Annotated in this window: 18 protein-coding genes; 12 read left to right on the forward strand and 6 right to left on the reverse strand. The window is 54.7% G+C overall.

The genetic code is table 11. The annotated features are described in order from the left end of the window. Positions 1–33: 33 nt before the first annotated feature. The 4 genes from WCK51_06705 (at position 34) to WCK51_06720 (ending at position 4,954) form a co-directional block, all read left to right on the forward strand. Positions 34–975 carry a glycoside hydrolase family 5 protein gene (locus WCK51_06705; protein MEI7576563.1) on the forward strand — a complete coding sequence of 314 codons (942 nt, stop codon included), beginning with the start codon at positions 34–36 and terminating at the stop codon, positions 973–975. Positions 976–1,144: 169 nt separating this feature from the next. Next, positions 1,145–2,533, forward strand: a complete 1,389-nt coding sequence (locus WCK51_06710) for a DUF262 domain-containing protein (GenBank protein MEI7576564.1) — start codon at positions 1,145–1,147, stop codon at positions 2,531–2,533. Positions 2,534–2,717: 184 nt separating this feature from the next. Beyond that, positions 2,718–3,611 carry a hypothetical protein gene (locus WCK51_06715; protein MEI7576565.1) on the forward strand — a complete coding sequence of 298 codons (894 nt, stop codon included), beginning with the start codon at positions 2,718–2,720 and terminating at the stop codon, positions 3,609–3,611. A gap of 758 nt (positions 3,612–4,369) precedes the next feature. Beyond that, positions 4,370–4,954, forward strand: coding sequence for a peroxiredoxin (locus tag WCK51_06720; GenBank protein MEI7576566.1), 585 nt, complete (start codon positions 4,370–4,372; stop codon positions 4,952–4,954). A 26-nt stretch (positions 4,955–4,980) separates the two neighbouring features. Here WCK51_06720 and WCK51_06725 read toward each other — a convergent pair whose 3' ends face one another. After that, positions 4,981–5,718, reverse strand: coding sequence for a DUF2071 domain-containing protein (locus WCK51_06725; protein MEI7576567.1), 738 nt, complete (start codon positions 5,716–5,718; stop codon positions 4,981–4,983). A 331-nt stretch (positions 5,719–6,049) separates the two neighbouring features. Between WCK51_06725 and WCK51_06730 the strand changes: the two genes are divergently transcribed. Both WCK51_06730 and WCK51_06735 read left to right on the forward strand, forming a co-directional pair. Then, positions 6,050–7,006, forward strand: a complete 957-nt coding sequence (locus WCK51_06730; protein MEI7576568.1) for a hypothetical protein — start codon at positions 6,050–6,052, stop codon at positions 7,004–7,006. Next, positions 7,003–7,413 (forward strand): hypothetical protein, encoded by a 411-nt coding sequence (locus WCK51_06735; GenBank protein MEI7576569.1) that lies wholly within the window; start codon positions 7,003–7,005, stop codon positions 7,411–7,413. The genes WCK51_06730 and WCK51_06735 overlap by 4 nt, the downstream gene beginning before the upstream one ends. A gap of 572 nt (positions 7,414–7,985) precedes the next feature. Here WCK51_06735 and WCK51_06740 read toward each other — a convergent pair. From WCK51_06740 to WCK51_06760, 5 genes are all read right to left on the reverse strand, one after another. Continuing rightward, the gene (locus WCK51_06740; protein MEI7576570.1) at positions 7,986–9,608 is read right to left on the reverse strand and encodes a hypothetical protein; all 1,623 of its coding nucleotides are present in this window, start codon (positions 9,606–9,608) and stop codon (positions 7,986–7,988) included. Between the two features lie 61 nt (positions 9,609–9,669). After that, positions 9,670–10,758, reverse strand: coding sequence for a glycoside hydrolase family 5 protein (locus tag WCK51_06745; GenBank protein ID MEI7576571.1), 1,089 nt, complete (start codon positions 10,756–10,758; stop codon positions 9,670–9,672). 5 nt (positions 10,759–10,763) lie between these two features. Next, positions 10,764–11,303 carry a peptidylprolyl isomerase gene (locus WCK51_06750; protein MEI7576572.1) on the reverse strand — a complete coding sequence of 180 codons (540 nt, stop codon included), beginning with the start codon at positions 11,301–11,303 and terminating at the stop codon, positions 10,764–10,766. Between the two features lie 34 nt (positions 11,304–11,337). Then, positions 11,338–11,928: a hypothetical protein gene (locus WCK51_06755; GenBank protein ID MEI7576573.1), complete on the reverse strand. Its 591-nt coding sequence runs from the start codon at positions 11,926–11,928 to the stop codon at positions 11,338–11,340. Positions 11,929–12,040: 112 nt separating this feature from the next. Continuing rightward, the gene (locus WCK51_06760; GenBank protein MEI7576574.1) at positions 12,041–13,066 is read right to left on the reverse strand and encodes an ROK family protein; all 1,026 of its coding nucleotides are present in this window, start codon (positions 13,064–13,066) and stop codon (positions 12,041–12,043) included. Between the two features lie 112 nt (positions 13,067–13,178). Here WCK51_06760 and WCK51_06765 point away from each other — a divergent pair, with 112 nt between their 5' ends. From WCK51_06765 to ligA, 6 genes are all read left to right on the forward strand, one after another. After that, entirely contained in the window at positions 13,179–14,129 is a 951-nt protein-coding gene (locus WCK51_06765; protein ID MEI7576575.1) for a MoxR family ATPase, read from the forward strand. 93 nt (positions 14,130–14,222) lie between these two features. Continuing rightward, positions 14,223–15,311 carry a DUF58 domain-containing protein gene (locus WCK51_06770; protein ID MEI7576576.1) on the forward strand — a complete coding sequence of 363 codons (1,089 nt, stop codon included), beginning with the start codon at positions 14,223–14,225 and terminating at the stop codon, positions 15,309–15,311. Then, on the forward strand, positions 15,308–17,410 hold the full coding sequence (locus tag WCK51_06775; GenBank protein ID MEI7576577.1) for a transglutaminase domain-containing protein: 2,103 nt from the start codon (positions 15,308–15,310) through the stop codon (positions 17,408–17,410). The genes WCK51_06770 and WCK51_06775 overlap by 4 nt, the downstream gene beginning before the upstream one ends. After that, positions 17,407–18,468: a DNA polymerase III subunit delta gene (gene holA, locus WCK51_06780; GenBank protein MEI7576578.1), complete on the forward strand. Its 1,062-nt coding sequence runs from the start codon at positions 17,407–17,409 to the stop codon at positions 18,466–18,468. The genes WCK51_06775 and holA overlap by 4 nt, the downstream gene beginning before the upstream one ends. A 13-nt stretch (positions 18,469–18,481) precedes the next feature. Then, positions 18,482–18,985, forward strand: coding sequence for a bifunctional nuclease family protein (locus tag WCK51_06785; GenBank protein MEI7576579.1), 504 nt, complete (start codon positions 18,482–18,484; stop codon positions 18,983–18,985). Positions 18,986–19,001: 16 nt separating this feature from the next. Then, positions 19,002–21,020, forward strand: coding sequence for an NAD-dependent DNA ligase LigA (gene ligA, locus WCK51_06790; protein MEI7576580.1), 2,019 nt, complete (start codon positions 19,002–19,004; stop codon positions 21,018–21,020). Positions 21,021–21,023 lie beyond the last annotated feature (3 nt).

Below are 21,023 nucleotides of genomic sequence, written 5' to 3' on the forward strand. Positions count from 1 at the left end.
CGGGATTAGGGGATATGATTTAACGGTAACGCCATGCTCACTGCCCTGATCGCAACAATGATGTTAAAAGACGCACGACCCGTCGATACCTACGGTCTCCTCCAAGCCAAAGGAAACCGGATCGTCGCCAAAGACGGCAAGCCGGTCGCCCTCCAAGGCATGAGCCTTTTCTGGAGTCAATGGATCGGCAAATACTACACCGCTGGCACCGTCAAGTGGCTCAAAGATGACTGGAAGTGCAGCATCGTCCGCGCCGCCATCGCCGCCGACCAAGGTGGATACCTCAAGCAACCCCAAGTCGAACTCGCCAAAGCCGAAGCGGTTATCGATGCCGCCGTCAAAGAAGGCATCTACGTCATTGTCGATTGGCACGACCACAAGGCCGAAGCCCATACCGCCCAGTCCGTCGAGTTCTTCAGCAAAATCTCCAAGAAGTACGGCAAGCACATGAACGTGATCTACGAGATCTACAACGAGCCGCTCAAGGTCAGTTGGAAAGACACGATCAAGCCCTACGCCGAAACCGTCATCGCCGCCATCCGGAAAAACGACCCCGATAACCTTATCGTCGTCGGAACTCCAAACTGGTCCCAGGACGTCGAGGACGTGATACCGAACCCAATCAAAGACCGAAACGTCGCCTACACCCTCCACTTCTATGCACGGGGCCACAAGCAGTACCTCCGTGACAAAGCCCAAAAGGCGCTCAACGCCGGGATCCCGCTCGTAATCACCGAATGGGGAACTGTCAACTACGACGGCGACGGAGCTGTGGACGACGCCTCGACAAAGGAGTGGCTCGCCTTCGCCAAAAAGAACTCCCTAACGATGTGCAACTGGTCCGTCGCCGACAAAGTCGAAGGCGCCGCCGTCCTGAAGCCTGGGGCGAGCCCCACAGGTAACTGGCCAGCATCCCAACTGACAGACTCAGGCAAGTACGTTCGTGAGCTGATTCGCGGTTGGAAGGCCAGATAGCAAAGTAGCAAACGTGGAATGACGATGATCCGAGACTTGTCTTGAATAAGCTGAACTCCGTTAGTGAGAAATTCTACTACCTGAGGGTACGATCCGCTTGTGTTCGTTTTTCCTGGTATCTTCGGCAATAAACGCTGTGGAGCTATATGAAGAACTCACAAGATGTTAGATGAAGAATAAATCTGAACTGAAACACGTCAAAGATCTTTTAGAGCTCAAGGCAAACGACCTTCTGAAAGCTAACCCCGAGTATCAGAGAGGGTTAGTGTGGAGCAAAGATCAGAAGCGAAAGTTAATCGATTCGATTCTGCGCGGATACCCTATCCCGCTGATTTACTTGCATGTAGTCAAAAAGGAAGTTGGCGGAATCTCCAACACAATGCTATACGTGATCGATGGTCAACAACGAATAAACGCGATCCACGAATACTCCGAGGGAGCATTCAACCTATATGACCCAATCGGAGATGAACGTCAAGCTCGATTTCCCTACTTCATAAAAAATGAACCTTGCCCTTGGGCGGGCAAGTACTTCCACGAACTTTCAGAGGATCTCCAGAACCAGTTTAAAGATCAGCAGCTACCGGTTGTCACAATAACTTCGGACGGGGACCACGAGCCGCGAGACTTGTTCATACGGTTGCAAGCAGGTACACCCTTGAGTAATCAGGACAAGAGGGACGCTTGGCCAGGAAACTTTAACGAGTTCATTCTGAAAATAGCTGGAAAGCCAGAAGTGCCTAAGTATCCAGGCCATGACTTCTTCCACAGGTGCATGGGAGTAAAACAAGGAGCGAACCGCTCGAAGTTTAGGCAATTTTGTGCGCAGTGGGCGTTGCTCTACTTCAGCCGACGAAGTGGCACGCCTTTAGGCGCGATCGATACGAATGCCGAAGGTCTCGATAACTTTTACTACCAAAACATCGACTTTGATCTCCAAAGTGTGGATGCAAAGCGATTCGAGTCAATTTTATCGAAGCTAGCGGATCTCCTCGGAGACGGTAAGCGAAGAGCTTTGAAGAGCAGCGAGGCTATGCACTTGATACTCATAGTAGACTCGTTGCTCGATGAGTACACCCGTGGTTGGGAAGCTGACTTCGCAGCTGCTTTTGATGGATTCATGGCTTCGTACATCAGTGCAAAGAGCGATCGCTATTCGAGTAACGCCGGTCCATATTGGGTGATATACGGTCAAGGCACGCGTACTAATGCTGATCGTGGAGATACGATAATGAGGAGACACGAGTTTTTCGTCCAGGAGATGCGTAAGCGGATGCCTAACCTAAAGGCAAAGGATGAAAACAGACTCTTCGGTGCAATTGAAAGAGAGATCATCTACTACCGAGAGGGGAAGAAGTGCCAAGTTTGTGCTGCGGAAGTGAAGTGGGACGAAATGGAGATTCATCATGTTACACCCCACTTTGAAGGTGGGAAAACAAGCCTCGAAAACGGCGCGCTTGTTCATGGACATTGTCATCCCAAAGGCGAAGCTGCGACGAAGTTTAAGCTCGACTTGGAACGTCGAAAATCGACAAGTTCAGGGGAGTCCACGGCCTGAGACCCCCTGGGTTAGCTTGCAATAGTCGGCTCAGGCTACGAATTCAGAGACTAATCGGCTCGCCCAAAAAATCGACTAAAATCCACTAGCAAATGCTAGCGCCGCCTTGTTTTTAGTGCCCAGATTTCCCTTTTCCAGAAGGGATCACTCTTCCACAACTGCACACCTAAACCGAGTCACCAACATGATCGCCCTTACAATAGTTTCCCTCGTCTTCTCATCCCCCGTTCCGAACTTCGCGACCCAAACACAAGCTCAGCCTCTGGCCGAAGTAGGAATCAGCGAGCCCGGTGCCTCGCCAGAAAGCATTACCTCCACCAAGGACGGGACCGTCTATTTCGGCAGCACCGCCAAGGGTACGATCTACCGCGCCTTGCCCAAGCAGGCCCAAGCCGAGCCGTGGATCAAGGCGACCGAAGTGGGACTCACAAACGTCCTCGGCGTCCTCGCCGACGAGAAGTCAAAGACCCTCTGGGTCTGCTCCAACGTGTCGTCCGGCAGAAACGCGGCCGCGGGCGGACAGACCGCCCTCCGATCCTTCGATCTCAAATCCGGAGCCACGAAAGGAACCTACCCAACCCCCGGAGGCGGCTTATTCAACGATATCGCCGTCGCAAAGGACGGAACCGTCTATGTCAGCGATATGAGTGATTCGCGAATCCTTCGCCTCAAGCCAAAGGCAACCGCGCTGGATGTATGGGTCAGCGACCCTCAACTTCGCGGCATCGACGGACTCACATTCCTCGCCGACGGAGCCCTGTATTTCAACAACTACTTCAACGGAAAGTTCTCCCGAGTCCGAGTGCAGCGCGACGGAACCGCCGGACCAATCGTCGATCTTGAGACGTCAGTCAAGTTCACCCGCCCCGACGGCCTCCGCACATCAGGAGCCAAGACGATGCTCCAAATCGAGGGCTCGGGCCGGCTTACCGAGATCACAATCGACGGCGACAAAGCCATTGCCAAGGTCCTCGGCGAAGGCTTCAACCAAGCCAGCGCCCTCACCCAACACGGCAAAGAAATCCTCGTCTTGATCGAGCGGACCAAGGCGGTCCGGGTCGCATATCCCAAGTCTTGAGATTCCCACCGAACAATCTCCCGCCCGGCTCGTCCTACTATGCCTAAGTGGGCCAGTGGCCGAAACGGACAGGCGACGCAAAACTTTGGTGCGCGTTCGAAAGAGCTTGGGGCTGGAGGAGTAGGGTCCGTGGCCGCGTTGCGGCGTTCCCCGAAACGGAAGGCGGATGACCGGTTTCAGAAGCACCGAAAGGCACCGTATGGGCCGAGGGCGGGGAAGTTCCGGTCAGTGAAATCCTGTAGGGAAGCGAGTTTTCCGAAGAGTCATCGGCCAAGCCATGCGGGTTCAAGTCCCGTCTGGTCCACCAAGATTTTCCGGGCGAACGCGGCTATTTCGCTCAGAACTCGATGGTGATTGTTGCACCTTCTTGCTCTAACCCTGAGACTTCGAATCTCCTCAGTATCAGTTCACTCAAGTGGAAGTCATCGCAGGTAAACACGCAGGCCACTGGGTGCTTTGAGTTTCGAGACTGTCTAAACAGTGTGTCCAGAACTGGCTTCGCAAGATTGTCCAGATCTCCCCTTCTTCGTGGTGTCAGTCGAAATTCGACAACAACTCGCGAAGGACGAACGGTGGCGCCGTATGGTTCAGAGACGACCTCTCGTGCACGTGTGGCGATCGCTTGCCGCCAGGCGCTTTCATGAGGTTCATTAGCCCAAGGGCTAGGACGTCCACTCACGTCAAAAATGATCGGCGCCATTGGCTTCTATTATGCGCGCACGAGATCGACGCCGCCTCTGGTAAAACTTCCCAAACCCGTGGAAAATCCTTCACCCCTCGACTGGGGAGCCGCTCCCGACTGGTCAACCATCCCCGCGCCCACTGACGACGGCGCCACATCCCACCTCCCCGGACTGAACTGGCCACCCGTAAGTCTCGAAGGAACCGACGGACAACTGCACGATCTCTCCACCCTCAAGGGTCTAACCGTCGTCTACGCCTACCCGCGAACCGGTCAGCCCGGAATCGAGAATCCCGACGGTTGGGACCTCATCCCCGGCGCCCGAGGCTGCACCCCCCAATCCTGCTCCTTCCGAGACCATTTCGCCGAACTAAAAGCCCTGGGCGTCGACCATCTCTTCGGACTCTCGACCCAAACTGCCGACTACCAACGCGAAGCCGCCGAGCGCCTCCACCTGCCTTTCCCCATCCTCTCCGACGAGCAACTCATCCTCACCCAAGCCCTCAATCTCCCCACGTTCGAAGCCGGCGGAATGACCCTCCTCAAGCGCTGCACCTTCATCATCCTAAACGGAAAAATCCACCACATCTTCTACCCCGTCTTCCCGCCAGACCAAAGTGCGAGCGCCGTCAAGCAGTGGCTAATCGATCGCGAACCGTGACCTCAACCGACCCGACGAGCAATGGCCTAAGCTCGGCCCGCATCTAAAACCGGCTTGCTGACCCAAGCATGATCCAAATCTCGCATGACTAAAGCGTGGTCAAACTCAACGCTTCCCGCAGGGAAAACCGCCTCGTCTTCAAAGAACGAAGAGTGAAACTGAAGCACCTCAAACGGGCGAACTTCCCATTGCTGAGTCACAAGCTGAATTCCGTCAAACCGATCACAACGAGAAGTAGCCGAATACCCAATGCTGCCCGCTTCGAAGAACGCCGAAGAGGCGGCCAACGACTCGAAACGAGAACCCGTCGGCAGAGCATCAGCAACCCGGCCCTGCACTCCCAGGTTCATCGCCCCATCCTTGCTCCGAGCCGAAAGGGTTACCATCTCGCCATCATCGGTCACCTCAAAGTCCGCTGGGTACTGTTCGCCCGGAAAAAGCCGTCCCCCCGCCAACTGCGACAACCAGAAATTACTATCCCGACGAGGGATATAAACCCCTTCGCATTGCCCTCCGTCAGCATCCGTCCACGTCACAGCAAACCGGTGCGCCGCGTTCTCGCTCGAGAACCCTAGAACTTTCGGTAAACCCGAAGGACGAACCTGCTCAAGCCGAATCAAGCAGATCCCTCCGATCGCAAATCCGTCGTGCGTTTTCGGCGAAAACCGCTCGGGAAGCATCTTGGACGCAACTGCTGCATCAATCCGAAAATTAATGAGAAGCCGACGCCGTATCACCCCCCGAATCTCCCCAAAACTGGCCATCTTCAATTCCCAGACTACCTGGCGATCTACCATGGGGCAGCATGAGCGGAGGTAGCTGGATTGACCGATGCTGGTAAGCCCGTCTCCATGAGCTGTGAAGAGGCTCAGAATTTCCTTGCAAGCGATCCAAATTGAACCCGTGTATGACTACAAATCCAGGAAGAGCGTGCTATTCACTGCCTTCACTCAATCCCTGCCCGAACAGGACTTTGTTCTGCTACGATGGAGTATCGATGGTCACCAGTCCGTTTGATACTTTGGGAGGAACGGAGAGAGATTGTTCGCTCAACAGTGCGCCCCAATCGAGCAATCGCTCCCTAAACGGTGTGCAATGATTTCCACATTCCTACTGTGCTGTCTCGCCCAGCAGCAGATAAACCTCTCCGGTTCCTACGTTCTAGACTCCTCGTTTGGAGAAACAACTTTCAGTCATGGGGCGCTGAGTGTAGGCATCGACTTCTCATCGGAAACATCGTATTGCCGTAAAGAGTTCTTGCTTGGAGCTGTTTCCGTAAACAAGGCACCGGGAAACCAACTAAGAAAAGTCTCCCTGACCGAGGACGACTGTGACGTCTACCTAGGACGAGACGTACTCGATGAACAAGCAATCTGGATTGATCGGATCAATCGAACGATCACCTTCAACAATCCAGAATGGCCACAAGAGAGAACGAAAACGCTAAAGCTCGTTATCGCTGGGAAGTCGCAAACAGTGCGGATTGGCAAAGACACCTTCAATCTGATGAGACTGCACAACTTCGGCATCCTGCAAAGCTCGTCGCCAAAGACGGACGTGCTTCAAATGTTGTTCACTGAACCCGAATATCCTAAGTTCTTTTTATATGGAAACGCCAATACCTTTGGCCTTGGGTTGGTTCCGGGCGATAAGTTAGCATTCAATATGGCAAAACGGGAAGTGGAGATAACGAATTCCAAGTTCTCCGAGGACAGCTTAGTGTTAGCTGCATTGTTGAGGCAAAGGTATTGGGTTAAACGAGATGGTGCGGGATGGTATCTCGCAGAGGGCATAACATCGAAAAACTTGGACCAGAGTCTTGAACCGCTTTGGATGAAACTGAGTAGTGTAGGGGGGCTTCCCGCAGAGAGAATCTCAATAGAAGCTCTCCGTAAAGACCGGCACCTAGTCAGAACAATCGCAGAAGCTAAAGAAGCTGTAGTAATCAATCGTCGAGGAGAGATCGAAGTACTCCGGCTCGAGGACGACTCTACGACAAGCTCCTCGGCCAGCCACTTTCATGGGTGGGGTAAGCAAGATCATTCGAAATGATGCTCGAAACCGAAGGTCGAAAGATGTCCTACAAGGTGACAATATGGATTGTCGTCGTAGGCTTCCCGTTGCATCTCTTTTTTGGGACGATGATCGTTCCAGGCCAGGCTGACACGATTCTGAATTGTTTACTGCTAGGGCTTGCGGCGTGCAACTTTTGGTATATGGCGAAAAATCCTGCTGTGTTCAGAGTTGAAGATGAGTTTAGGAACATCACAAAGACGGGAAGAAATGCAATTGTTTTGCCTGGTGTGTTTCGTTTTGTCGAGATGGTTACGCGCTCGAACTTGCCCGCTGAAGATCTAAGGTGGATGCCCTATGTAGACGCTTTGCTTTGCTTCCTGGGGGCGATTTACCTCTGGCGCAAAATCTGGCTCGTCAATCGTCGCAATACGCCGAAACCCTGACAGTTCCTAGACGTCGCCAGACGACAAGCCACTTGCGTGGGTGGGGCAAGCGGAAGGGCATGGGCTGGCACGTTTAAGCGACAGTTGCCGAGTGCTTGGCTGACATGCGCCTAGCTTAAGCGTGAACAGCCATTCGATCTCACCGAGCACTTCCAACTGATGACTAGCTCAAAGTCTCGGACCGCTCATTGAACTGTCAGCAAACATGCATCAAACATGGTTGACAAACCCCACCTTTTGTCGCCTAGTAAGTGATGATCAAAAACTTTCTACACGCGAGCGAGGAACGTCCCGATGAAGTCGCGATGGACCGTCCGGAGATATCCGGAGCGCCTCGCTTGCCTGCGCCTAAGTCTGAGCAAGGCTCCCACCCCCACTCAAATCCTTGTCCCCACTTGTCCCCACCAAAATCGAAAAAAGAGCACCCATTTGAACCCAATGTCCCCACCAAAACGCGTCGCAGTTCTTTCCCACTCAAGCCTCAAAGCGCCTACCCAACCCTACCCAGCTTTCTCACCAAATCCGCACATTCTCGAACCTGACTACCCACCCAAATGTGTCGCAGTTCTCTCCTATCGCTTCCCGCTCCAACCCTGCCGGGTCACGATCGGAACGTACCCGACCTCCATTCCCTTCGGCGGTTTCACCAGAAGTGCCGGATCAACGCTCGCCAACTTACCCACGGAGGGCTCTGGCAAGTAGCTCCGATCCTGCTTCCAATTGCGGTGAATCTTCTCCACCCGTTTCTGAATCGCCTCACGCTCCGAAGGGCTCAAATCCGCATTCAGCATCGCGGGCTGATCCGCAAACCGATACCAGTAGTAAGTCACTTCGCTGCCATCTCCAAGCTTGCGAACGAACGGCCCCGCCTTCGGTCCCGGCGACTTCCAAGGTGTCTGAGCTTCCGAGGGAGTCACGTAAGGCTCCGTCGGCCGTTTGGCCGGCGGAAACTTCGCATCCTGCAACCCCGTCTCCTCGGGAACCTCATCCCGACGAACCACCGCCCAAACCTCTTTGCCATTTGGCTTCTTCGTCAGCCGGTAAAACTCGGGCAAGGTCACCAACGAACCGTCCGCGCCCTGGTCTCCCATCAGCTCCCGCTTCCATCGGTAGCCGTAAGTCTGAGGATCGAGCGCAATCGGCGAAGCATACGAAGCCCAATCAACGTCCGCCGACTTCGAATGCTCAACCCCCGGAAGGTGAATCTTCCACGTCGCATACCCTCCAGTCTTGAACGTGTGAACGCTCGACGCTGCCTCGTTGATCTTGCCCGAAGCCACCTGACCACCGCCGAACCACCGACTCACATCATCCCAAAGCGCGCCTTTCGCATAAGCCGTGCTCCGATGAATCAGCCGAGAATCCTTCCCAATCTCGCCGGGAAAATGAGTCGGCGCAATTCGAGCAAACATCGTCCCAGCGCTGTCCTTAGCCACCATCGCCGGAACATGTTGAGTCTCCATCTGCACCGCCCGGTTAGGGTCGCTTGGCCTAGAATCCAGAAAGAGTCCCGCCAACTTCTCGTCCTTAGCCGAAGCTTTTGACCAGAAGTGAGGAGTGAAAAACGCCACCGGCCCCTTAAAATTTGCCGAGTTCAGGACCAACGTCCAAGCATTGTTTCCCGTCGGAACCGCCTTGCCTGCTGTCGTAGCCTTAGGCTCGGTCAACGGCAAGGGCAAGTACCCATAACCAAACAACTCACCCTTCGTCCCTTGCTTAAGATTCAGTCCGTCCGGTGGCCAAAGCACCCACGGGCTCAGCTGAGCAACCGCGTAAAGCCCAGTCGGATTCTTCCAATCCCGTCCCTTGCCCGCGCCCGGTCCATTCGCCCACTCGCTGAAGTTGAGCGCAACGCCGCCCATGATGAACTTCGGCGTCTCCGTCGCAAACCGAGTATCCCGCCACCATCCAAGCCCGCCCTCGATATCGGTGTAGTGATCCTTCGGCCCCTTCCCCTCAAACTGCGGAAACATCCAAGTGCCAAACAAACCACTCTGAAAATCCGATCCCGGATAAGTCTTCTGCAACGGCCAAGTCGCCACGTACATCGAGAACCCCCCGTTAAACTTCGGATCAACTCGCTCGTGAGGGACAATCAAATACCCCGCCATCTCCGTCATCTGTGGTCCAGTCTGACGTGATGGAGAGAGTGTGCTCAGAGTGGGAAGTTGTGAGATAAGGATGCTAAAGATCATGACAGTGCTCTTCCGGACGACTCGTGGTGATTCTATTGTAGTGGAGGTTGAATCAGGAAGCTTATTTGCAAGCCGCAACAACTACGTCAATCAACCCCGGAAACTGCGGAGCCCCGGTCTTCCGATTGAACAGTCCTGAATCAATCCCGATATCCCATAGCATCGGAACCACCCCGTGTCGATACGCCGACCTCGTCACGTATCCAACCCATGCCCGCTGAAACTTCTCGTACCCCGGAAACTGCTTTTTCGACATCGCCGCATACTCGCCTAACAAGACCGGAACTCCCTTATCGACAAACCAAGTCTTCATCAACCCAAACTGCCGATCCACAAAGGCCTCGTTCGCCCATGTTTCGGTCACCTTGGGATCAGTCGCCCCCGCTCCCCACTGCCAAACCGAACTCTTCTCATTCAACGTGAAATTGTAAGGATCGTAGTAATGAACTTCCATCATCAACTTCTCCTTGACCGAGTCCTTAGGAAGCGTCGCATTGAACTTCACCGCATGACCAATATTCGTGTTGTAGCTCTGAACCACCAAGAATCGTTTAGAGTTCATGCCACCCGTCTTTCGAACCGTATCAACGAACAACTGGTTGTATCCGTTCTGAACCTCCGCGTTCTCCGCCGTTGGATCCCCGTAGTTGTCCTTTACATGCACCTCATTGCTTCCGGCAAAGATCAGATGATCATCGAAGCTCTTGAAGCGGGTGCCGATCTGCTTCCAAAACGCTGCCAACCGCCGCCCGGCCGCATCGCGGTCCTTAAAGGTCGGCTCCAACCAGCCGCCATCCCAGTGAACATTGAGCATCACGATCAGGTCAGCCATTCGGGCCATCTTAACAACCTTCTCAACGTGATTCATCCACGATGCCGAAACGGTGTGATTCGTATCCGAATACTGCGACCAAGCCGCCGGAATTCGAATGCTTCGGAACCCTGCCGATCTCATCGCCTTGAACACCGCCTCATTCGGCTCCGGATTCCCCCAGGAAGTCGCCTTCGGAATCGCCTCGAGCGTATTGCCCAAGTTAATTCCCGGCGACATCAAATTCAGAGCATTTTTAGCTGTCAGAGCTTCGCCCGCAAGCGAGTGGCTGATCACTCCCAAAAGCAACGCGAAAACGATAGCCGCGCGACTTCTCATCAGCCTTATCGTTCTTCGATCTTCACTGTCATCTCGACTCGTTTCACCGGGTTATCTCGCTCATCTCGTTCTGAGGCGACGATCTTGTCCACGACGTCCATCCCCTTGGTCACTTTTCCGAACGCGGAATACTGGCCGTCAAGGTGAGGTGAAGTCGCAACCATGATAAAGAACTGCGAACCTGCAGAATCTGGGTCTTGCGAGCGAGCCATGCTGAGGATTCCTCGGACGTGCTTCGTATCATTGAATTCGGCTTTAACTTGGTATCCTGGTCCACCGGTCCCCGGATAACCAGTTGCGCCCGGCTTTGTGTTTGGACATCCTCCCTGAATCATAAACCCCGGGATGACACGGTGAAACGCGGTCTTGTCGTAGAACCCTTTTTTCGCCAAAGCGATGAAGTTCGCGACGTGCTTCGGAGCCTTATTGGGGAAGAACTCTAGCTCGATTACACCAAGCGTGGTGGTTATCACGGCCACGGGTTTCTTAGCGACTTTCGGAGCGTCGGCTTGATGCAAAAGAACTGCACAGAGAAGGGTGTACATCCAGTTATGTTAGCACCTGAGATCGATTCGAGCTTTATAGCTTTTGAATCTTCACTCGCTGCAAAACTCGCTTTACCAAAGCCGCCTCTACGGGAGCCCATTTGGGCGATAGCTTGTTGTCAACGATCAACTCCGCAAACGTGACTCCGGTCGGAGCCATGTCTTCGGCGTACAGAATCATCAGTTCGCGCCGCTTTGTCGGCTCCGGCAGGTGAACAAGTCGAACATTGATGATCTCCTTCGGCATCGTGTACCCTGCCGCCGAGATCAGGCGAACAACTCGCTCGATTTCGGATCCGGGTTTGAAGGTTGTCTCCATCGGCCCGAACCGGGGCCGCATGTTGAAGTCCAATCCAGCGATCTTAATGTCCGTCCCGTTCTTGTACTCGTAAGAGTAGGTCGGCTTCGAGGGCAAGTAAGCCTCAAACTGCACCCAGCAATAGCTCTTCACCCGCTTCTGATTGTCCGCCTCAACAAACACTTGAATCTCGCAGTCGGCGACATCAAACAAGTTCCACCGGTCTGCGCCTACATACTTGAACGACTTCGGCAAAGTCACCTTTGCGCGAGGTAGGTCCTCCGAAATCACACTCGTGCCAACTACTTTGTGGTTGGGGGTCTGCACTGACGGATTTTCTCGAGCGAGTAGAAGAGTTGCGCCAAGTGCCAAGAACTGACTCATGAATCGGATACGGCTCTATCCACCCGATCGGTTACCAGGGGGTCAATCTGCCCAGCTATTTAGCCCACTTCAGTGCTTCGAATGCTAGAGCCGCCCCTCCTAGCATTCCTGCATCCTCAACCTGCTCCGCAAGCCGAAGCTCGCAATCTCGGAACAATGATGTGATTGCATTCGAACGAGCAGCCTCAAAGATAGGGTTGAGCAACCACTTACCCGCCTTAGAAACCTGCCCTCCAATCGCCACAATGTCCGGAGCAAAGATGTTGATGTAATTCGCGACCCCGACACCCAGAACGGTGCCGACTTCGCGAAAGGTCTCAATCGCGACCTCGTCTCCAGCTTCGCATGCCTCAAAAATCATGCGAGGAGTGATCGAGGAGGGATTGCCCTCCGAGAGTTCGGTCAGAGCCGAGGCGCGACCCCGAATGATCTTGTACTGCGCCCGCCGCACAATTGCATCTCGCTGGCAATAGGCCTCAACCGTCCCGTAAGTTCCTGCGCTACAGTCCAAGCCGTCCATGTTCACAATGACGTGCCCAAGCTCAGCTCCGCCTTTATTGCCGCCAACTAAAACTAAGGGCCCGCGCGCGTCGCCCAAAAGGGCATCTGGAGAGAGAATGACCCCGCCGCCGATCCCCGTACCCATCGTCACCATTACAAACGACTTAGCCGTTCCACGACCACAGCCGTACCGATACTCGCCCAACGCCGCCATGTTGGCGTCGTTGTCCATGAAAATCGGAATATCAATGTGCTTCGACAAGGGTGCCCGAACCGGAACATCGAACCAGCTCTCAAAAATTCCGTCAACGTCCTGCCCAAAGTTTGGAGCCCATCGAACGATTCCCGCCGCGTTATCAATGTGTCCTGGTATAGCCAGGCCGACTGCTTCTGGTTTGGACTCAGCCGCTCCCATTGCCTGCCGAATCGTTCCGGCTAAGGCGTCAAAAATCGCCTCGGTACCTTTCTGAGCGTGAGAAGGATTCTCGAACTGCTTGCCAGCCGGCGAGCCATCCTCGTAAAAGGCTCCCGCCCGAACATTCGTTCCCCCGAGATCAACGCCGATTACGCATCTAGACACATTGAAAAGTTTAGCATCCGGGTAACCCCGCAATCGAATGATGAATCTATGTAAGAATTGTTGAACTAACTACCTGGCAAAAGCGTAGGGGTTAGATACAGTTTGGGGAGATATGGCAAGCGCAAGGATTGGAGACTTCTCGCGACGAATCGTTCGCGAAATTGAGAAAGCCGTGGTCGGCAAAAGGGACGCCGTGGAGATGGCAACCGTGACCTTGCTTTGCGAGGGTCATCTTTTGATCGAAGACGTTCCGGGCGTCGGAAAAACCACCTTGGCGAAAGCCATGGCCCGAACCATTGGTGGAGAATTCCGTCGGGTGCAGTTCACCCCTGACCTTCTTCCTGCCGACATAACGGGTAGCTCGATTTACAACCAGAAAGAAGCCGAGTTCGAGTTCCGAGCGGGACCGCTCTTTGCCAACGTCGTCCTTGCCGACGAGATTAACCGCGCGACTCCCAAAACCCAATCGGCACTGCTCGAAGCGATGGAGGAGGGCCAAGTTTCGACTGACGGAGAAACCAGAATGCTTCCGCGACCATTCTTTGTTATCGCCACCCAGAACTCCGTCGAGATGACCGGCACTTACCCCTTGCCGGAGGCTCAGCTCGACCGATTCTTCTCACGAATCTCTCTGGGCTATCCCGACCGCGAAGCCGAGCGAGCCGTTCTAAGCGCTCAGCAGACCGCCAGTCCGATTGAAACGGTTTCTGCCGCCGTGACCCTCGAAGAGCTTAAAGAAATTCAAGCCGAGATTCGGCAAACCTTCGTCCATGACATGATCAAGGACTACATCGTCGATATTGTTCGCGCAACTCGCAATAGCAACCAACTCCTTCTGGGAGCATCACCTCGGGCAACTCTTCACCTGATGCGAGCTGCTCAGGCCAAGGCCGCAATTCAGGGTGCGGACTCAGTGCGACCCGACGATGTGAAACAAGTCGCTCCCTACGTTTTGGGGCACCGAGTGCTTGCAAGAGCCGAGCTGCGGGCAAAAGGAATGGACTCTTATGAAGTCGTGAAACAGGTCGTCGATTCGGTCACCGCGCCGCTTCCGGTGGGGTAGCCAGTGCGTCGCGTCGCAGCTCGAGCTCTAGGTTGGGCTTCCGCCTTTCTGGGCATAGTTGCCGTCCTTATCAACGCGCCTGCACTTTTCTACATGAGCTTCGCCCTAATCGCGACGCTCGCAGCCTGTCACATCCAAAGTAACATGGCAACGAAAGCGCTCCGTATCGAACGGATTGCCCCGAAAAGCGTCCATGTAGGCGAACTCGTCACTGTCGAGATCGTCCTTTGGAGCGAGCGGAAGATCAAACGCCCGCTGGTGACAGTGGACGATAATCTTCCGCCCCGGCTTCACCCTGGCGGCGTCGGCCCTAGCTTGCCAGTGGCTCCGGCATTCGATCTACCAGTCCGGACGATGTATCAGTTCACCCCGCTCAAACGCGGTCGATTCCGCTGGAAGAACCTCAAAGTCACTGCGACCGATGCGCTTGGGCTCACGACGAAGACAGTTGAGTACCCGACCGAGCAAACCGAGATCGTCGTTGTCCCGCTTCCGATTCCCGTTTCGATTGAGCTACCGAGCTCCGCTGGTTGGGGGATCAACGAAGCAATCTCTGGCCAAGCCGCCGGAGCTGGGATTGAGCCGAGAGGAATTCGGCAGTATGCCTACGGCGACTCCCTACGCCACGTACACTGGCGTACCAGCGCACGAACCGGGGTTCTGCAGGTCAAGGAGTTTCAGGCAGGTTCGCAAGGAGCCGCGAGCTTTTTGATCCAGCGATCAAGCAATTCAGATGTGGGTAAAGGCAACGTCTCGACATTGGATGCCATAAGTGGTCATGCCTTGTTCATCGCTGAGCAGATGCTCCGACAAGGTGTCAGCGTCAGTTTTCCTCTGATGGAAGCGGAGCGCGGAATGAAAGGCGAGGCCGAGCGGAAAGAAGAGATCGCCTTGCTACTTGGCACCCTAATGGCGGATTCTCCTGCGACCTTAGGAGCCGATCTTTTAGAAGCCGCCTCGTTATTAGAAACAGGAGCAACGCTCTATGTGTTTGTCTCTGTTGACGATGGATCGCTCGTCTCGGCACTACAAAGACTTAGAGGTCGAGCGAGCGTGGTCGTTTTGGTTTATGACGCTGCGGCATACGATCCCAAGCGACTATCCGATTCAGCAGCACTATTTAGCGAGGCATATCGACAAGCCGGGGCTCACGTTGTATCGATGCCGGAGGTGGCGGGTTGAAAAAGAACTGGTGGACAGATACCAGCGCGGCGAACTTCGTCGACTACCTGATTAGCTGGATCGCGTCGTCTCTGGCCGCCTGGTCTTGCGGCCAAGCGGTAGGTTCAAACACTGTGTCAGTGCTGGGATTGGGAGTTGTCACAGTAGGAACTCTTCTTAGCTTCCTTGCCCGCTCGATTGGGTACGAGAAGAAGTGGACTGGACTTGCGGGCGCGCTCTACTGCGTGGCAGCTTGGTCAGCATTTCTGGGAGTTGGATTTATCAACGGTGTAGTCTTCGAGGAAGGAACCTTTCCTCGAGAGTTGATGCCTTCTAGCTGGCTCTACTGGATGATCCTGTTCGGAACCTTTTTCCTTTGGCGGGATGGAACGCTGATCTTCCACTTGGTTCCTGCCTTGGCGATGTTCGGATTCGTGGGGTGCTACGACACTTTTCGACCGGTTGTGGTTCTGTTCTTCATCTTCTTGGTCTGCTTTGCAATCATGTTCGCTCGCGCACATGCTCGCGAGATGCAGACAAGGGCGCTTCAATCAGGCTACTTTAATCATCTTTCTCAGTCGCGGCTCTCGGCGATGGATCAGTCGGAGGTTCTGCGCGAAGGCCCATGGCGCTGGGCTGCCGGTGCGGAATGGGCTCTCGGCTCGGCGTTGATAATCGTGTTGCTTTCCGCCCTCGGAGCGCCGGTGATCCAAGCAGGAGCTAAGCCTATAGCGGGGCTGATCGCGGTTCGCCAGCCGACTATTCGCAGTGCCGCGAGCCGCCTCCCTACTTCTGCGGTTGCGAACCAGGAAACCGCACGTGTCGGAACCGGGGGAGTCAACCTCACGAACCGTCCCTACTTCGAAGTCAGAGGGGATGTCCCTGATTATCTGCGTGTCGGAACGTACAACCGCTGGAACGGTCGGCTATGGCAACGGGTGCCCTCGGTGTCCCAAGATGAAGTCTTTGATACGTCAACCGGGAAAGCACTTGATCAACGAGACCCCCAGCTGACACAGAGACTCAAAACGCCCAACCAGTCCCCAGGCACTCCTCCGAGTGAGTACCGGTCCCAGGTGATTGATATCACGTCGCTGATTCCCACCTCCGAGATTCCGCAGGCGGGGAACAGCCCGATTATCCAACACCCAAGGGGCGTCGTTCCCTCGTCGGACGGCGTCGGCGTAGCCGCGTCGATAAGCGTCTATTCTGGAAACGTTCGATTCGATGTCGTCGACCCCAAGCCAGGTGCGATGGTTCCCAAACGAGTGACGGGCATGATGATCGAAAACGTCTCGAAGGATAACCTGTCCCCACGTTTCGTTCTAAAGGCCAAAGAGGTCACCAAAGGGGCTAAGAGCGATGCGGAGCGGATGGAGAGTATTCGCGCGGCGGTCAGTCGGCTCATCAAGTACAACACGAAAGTCGAACCTACTCCAGCTGGGAAGGATCCAGCCGAATACGCGTGCTTCGAGAAAGGCGAAGGTTACTGCGATGTTTTCGCCACATCGGTTGTGCAAATGGCACGAGCCGTCGGGATCCCCTGCCGATACACCATTGGCTACCTTCGCGATCCCCTCAACGTCAACTCTGTGGGAACCCAGATTCTTCTTGAGTCAGATCGTCACGCATGGGCTGAGGCTTTTTTCGAGGGGGTTGGTTGGGTGCCGTTCGATGCAACTGTTGGCGCGGATGTTGTTCCAGGTGGCGACCGGCGACATAGCGAGAACGACGGATTGACGTTCGTTCAAATCCTGGGCTGGATACTGAACGGCCTGATTGTAGTAGCACTTGCGATTGGTGGCATCGCCATGTACAAGGCGAAAACCGCTCCCCGAACTCCGGAAGTTGTCCGAGCCGAGATGGACCGCAGTTATCTCATCTTCGTAAGCAATCTTTGGCGGTTCACCGGTCAGCGCCGCTTGCTCAGTGAGACTACTCAAGAGTATCTCGATCGAGTTGGAGAGAAATTGGGTGAGCACAAAGGGGCCGCCGCTGAGATCGGACGAGAATTCACGAACCGAATGTTCTCGCGAACGGCACCAAGTGAGGAACAAGTGGCAAAGCTCCAAGCCGACGTGACAAACTTTGCTAAGCAACTTCGCGCGGCAAAGAAATGAGTTTTAACATCCCGAAAGTCCTTCAAAACCGCGTCATCGGGATATCGGGTGGAGAGGAGTTGCTGATTCGTCGAGCAATCACAGACCTGATCGCAGGCGCAGGCCTAGAGAAAGACGATTATGACCTCCAGCACCTGAGCGGGGATTCGAGTTCGCCGAGTGAGTGGCTCGGCTCTGCCGGCACGATCCCATTCCTGGCTCCTCGCCGAATTGTGGTTGTTAAGAACGCCACCAAGGCCAAACCAGACGAAATCTCGGGTGAAAGTCTAAAGGCGCTTCCGGAGACAGCGCTGCTTGTACTCGTTCTTGAAGAAGACACAACGGGAGACGACCGTAAGGGCGGAGCGAAGAAGAAAGCATTTGAGAAATTGATCACCCAGGCTGGTGGAGCGGTATTCAGCTTCGAGCTTGACCCTAAGAAGGCGAAGGAAGACATTCGGTCCGAAGTTGCCAAACGCGGAAAAACGATTCATCCACAAGCCCTTGAACTCCTTACCGAAATGGTTGGTGGAAGCGTTAGCAGAGCCTATGAGGAGCTGGACAAGCTCGTGCTCTTCGCGGCGCACGATCAGATCTCTGAGAGCGATGTGCGAAGTATTGTCGTTGCTTCTCGAGAGTGGAACATCTGGCGAATGATCGACACGATGGTGCTGGGCGATGTTCCGGAGTCGTTGAAGCAGCTCAAGATCATCCTTTCCAACAAAGGCAAGGTCGAGGATGTTGCGTTTGGGCAGCTCTTTCCTCTCATTTCTCGCCAGCTTCGGCTCCTCTATCAAGGGCGGCTTTGCTTGGACGCCGGAGTCACGCCAGATCGGCCAGGCGAGCTAGTGAACACCTTCCCGAACAAGCCAAATATCACCAGCATCTCGGATTATCAGCGCAATTCGGTGATGCGATCTGCGAGGAACTTGAACCTGAGTCAGATTGGACAGGCTATGCAACACCTCTCCGAGGCGGACTCGCGGCTTAAGGGTATGGGTGCATCTTTTAGCGGAATGGATACGATCGAACGACTTGTTTTTGATTTAGCCAGCACACTTAACCCAAAAAGGGCATAGAATAGAGGAAGCGATGTCAGAGCATATCGAGGGCAATTCGGGAGACGATTTAACTAGCCCTCCGCAGTTTTTTGCGGAGCAGGTCTTCGATCAACCGGAGATTGTTGACATCACCGAGCCGATTGAAGTGCAGATCGAGGGTCTCTATGAAACCGAGATCAATCGCTCGCCACATCAGTACATCGTTCTAACCGATGGAGAGATTCGACTCCCGATCAGCATTGGGACTCCGGAAGCGAAGGCAATCCTTGATGCGCTTGAACTCGAAGTCCCTGATCGACCAATGACCCACGACTTGCTCCGCAACGTGATCGACCGCCTTGGGGCGACGGTGGAACGAGTGGTCATCGATGACCTGTGGCGTGAGGTCTACTACGCCAAGATCTACCTTTTACGTGGCCTCGAAGAGTTCATGATTGATGCTCGGCCGTCCGACGCGATTGCCGTCGCGACTCGCTTTGCGGCACCGATATTTGTTCAGTCAAAGATTTTAGAAGTCGCCGGAAAGGAAGGCTAGTCGGTAGCATATCGGCATGAATTCCGCCGAACGTGCCGCATTCTTGCGAAGTGAGCTCGAAGAGCACAACTATCGCTATTACGTGCTTGATTCGCCTTCGATTTCTGATACGCAATACGACCTTCTGTTTCGTGAGTTGGTCGATCTCGAGGCAGTCGATCCTGTTCTTCGGACGACGGATTCGCATACCCAGCGCGTGGGAGTAGCGCCGCTGGCCAGCTTCATACAGCATCGTCATGCGGTGCCGATGCTCAGTTTGGATAACGCATTCTCGGCCGACGAGCTGAGAGCTTGGGACGAGAAAAATGTCAAAGTCGCGGGGCGAGCGATCTCGTATCTGTGTGAGCTTAAGTTCGACGGAGCATCATTGTCGTTGACCTACGAAGACGGTTTACTGGTCATCGCGACCACTCGCGGTGACGGAGTCACTGGCGAAAATGTCACTACAAACGCCAGAACCATTCGCGGGGTTGCCCTCCGGCTTCGGGGACAGGCTTCCGGACGCATTGAAGTTCGGGGTGAAGTTGTCATGCTGAAGTCCGTTTTTGCCGAACTCAACGAGGCCAAGCGGAGCCGGGGCGAGCAGCTTTTCGTCAATCCGCGTAATGCCGCCTCCGGCGGGCTGCGACAGCTGGACAGCCGGCTCACTGCCGAACGAAAGCTGAACTTTTTTGCGTACGGCATCGGCTTGGCCGATGGTGTCGCGCTTCCTGATTCCCAGTTCAGTACGCTTAAGACGGTCAAGTCCTGGGGGTTTCCAACTCGATCCGAGACATCTCTTTGTGGTTCGATCGAAGATGTGATTCGCTTCATTGAGCGCATTGGACTTCAGCGCCCGTCGTTGCCTTTTGGCATCGACGGAGTGGTGATCAAGGTCGATGATCGTCAGATTCAGCAGGACCTTGGGTTCACGGCTCGCGGTCCCCGCTGGGCCATAGCTTACAAGTTCCCCGCGGAGCAGGCATTTACGAAGCTCAACCAGATTTCGCTTCAAGTCGGGCGGACTGGGAACGTGACTCCGGTGGCGGAGCTTGAACCAGTTTTTGTTGGGGGTGTGACGGTTTCCCGAGCGACCCTGCATAACTACGATGACCTCGCCCGACGTGGAGTTCGCGAGGGGGATTGGGTGATTGTCCAGCGTGCTGGCGACGTTATCCCAGAAGTCGTCGGCCCCGACCTTTCCCGACGGCCGCAGAATTCCGTCGAACCTAAGCCGCCGACTCGTTGCCCCGTTTGCGAAACGCCGCTTGTGCGACCTGAAGGGATGGTCTTCTTGAAGTGTCCGAATTCCAAAGGCTGTCCGGCGCAGATTCGCACTTCGTTAGCGCACTTTGTAGGTCGCAAAATGATGGACATCGATGGCCTTGGCGAGAAGCAAATCGAGCGGTTCCTCGAACTGGGTTATCTGACCGACGTTGCTTCGATCTATCGTCTTCATTCGCATCGAGCCGAGCTGATCGAGCTTGACCGAATGGGTGAGCAGTCGGTAGACAACTTGCTCTCAGCCATTGAAGCATCCAAAACTCGCCCCCTGCCAAAGCTGATTTTTGCGCTCGGAATCCCAGAGGTCGGTGAGCGCGGCGGGCAGGACCTTGCGCGGGCTTTTGGCACCCTTGAGGCTCTTCGCCGGGCTCACTACGATGATTTGGTTAGCATCGATGGGTTCGGTCCCAAGACAGCATCTCAAGTCGAACTATGGTTCGACGATGAGGACAACCAGCAGCTCATCGACGATTTGCTCGCGGCAGGAGTCAGCCCGGTGGAAGCGGAGGCTCCGACCGGCGACCAGTTTGCCGGAATGACGTTTGTTTTCACCGGAAAACTTGAAAAATTCACTCGCGAGGATGCCGAGGCAACTGTGATGAAGCTCGGTGGTAAGGCATCCGGGTCGGTTTCGGCGAAAACGAACTACGTGGTCGCCGGACCAGGGGCGGGGTCGAAGCTCGCGAAGGCGGAACAGCTTGGGATCACGGTTTTGACTGAGGATGAGTATTTGACGATGCTCCCCTCAGCAAAGCCAGAATCTCATCCCTAGCCG

The organism is Armatimonadota bacterium (assembly GCA_037138755.1).
Classification (GTDB): Bacteria; Armatimonadota; Fimbriimonadia; order Fimbriimonadales; family Fimbriimonadaceae; genus Fimbriimonas.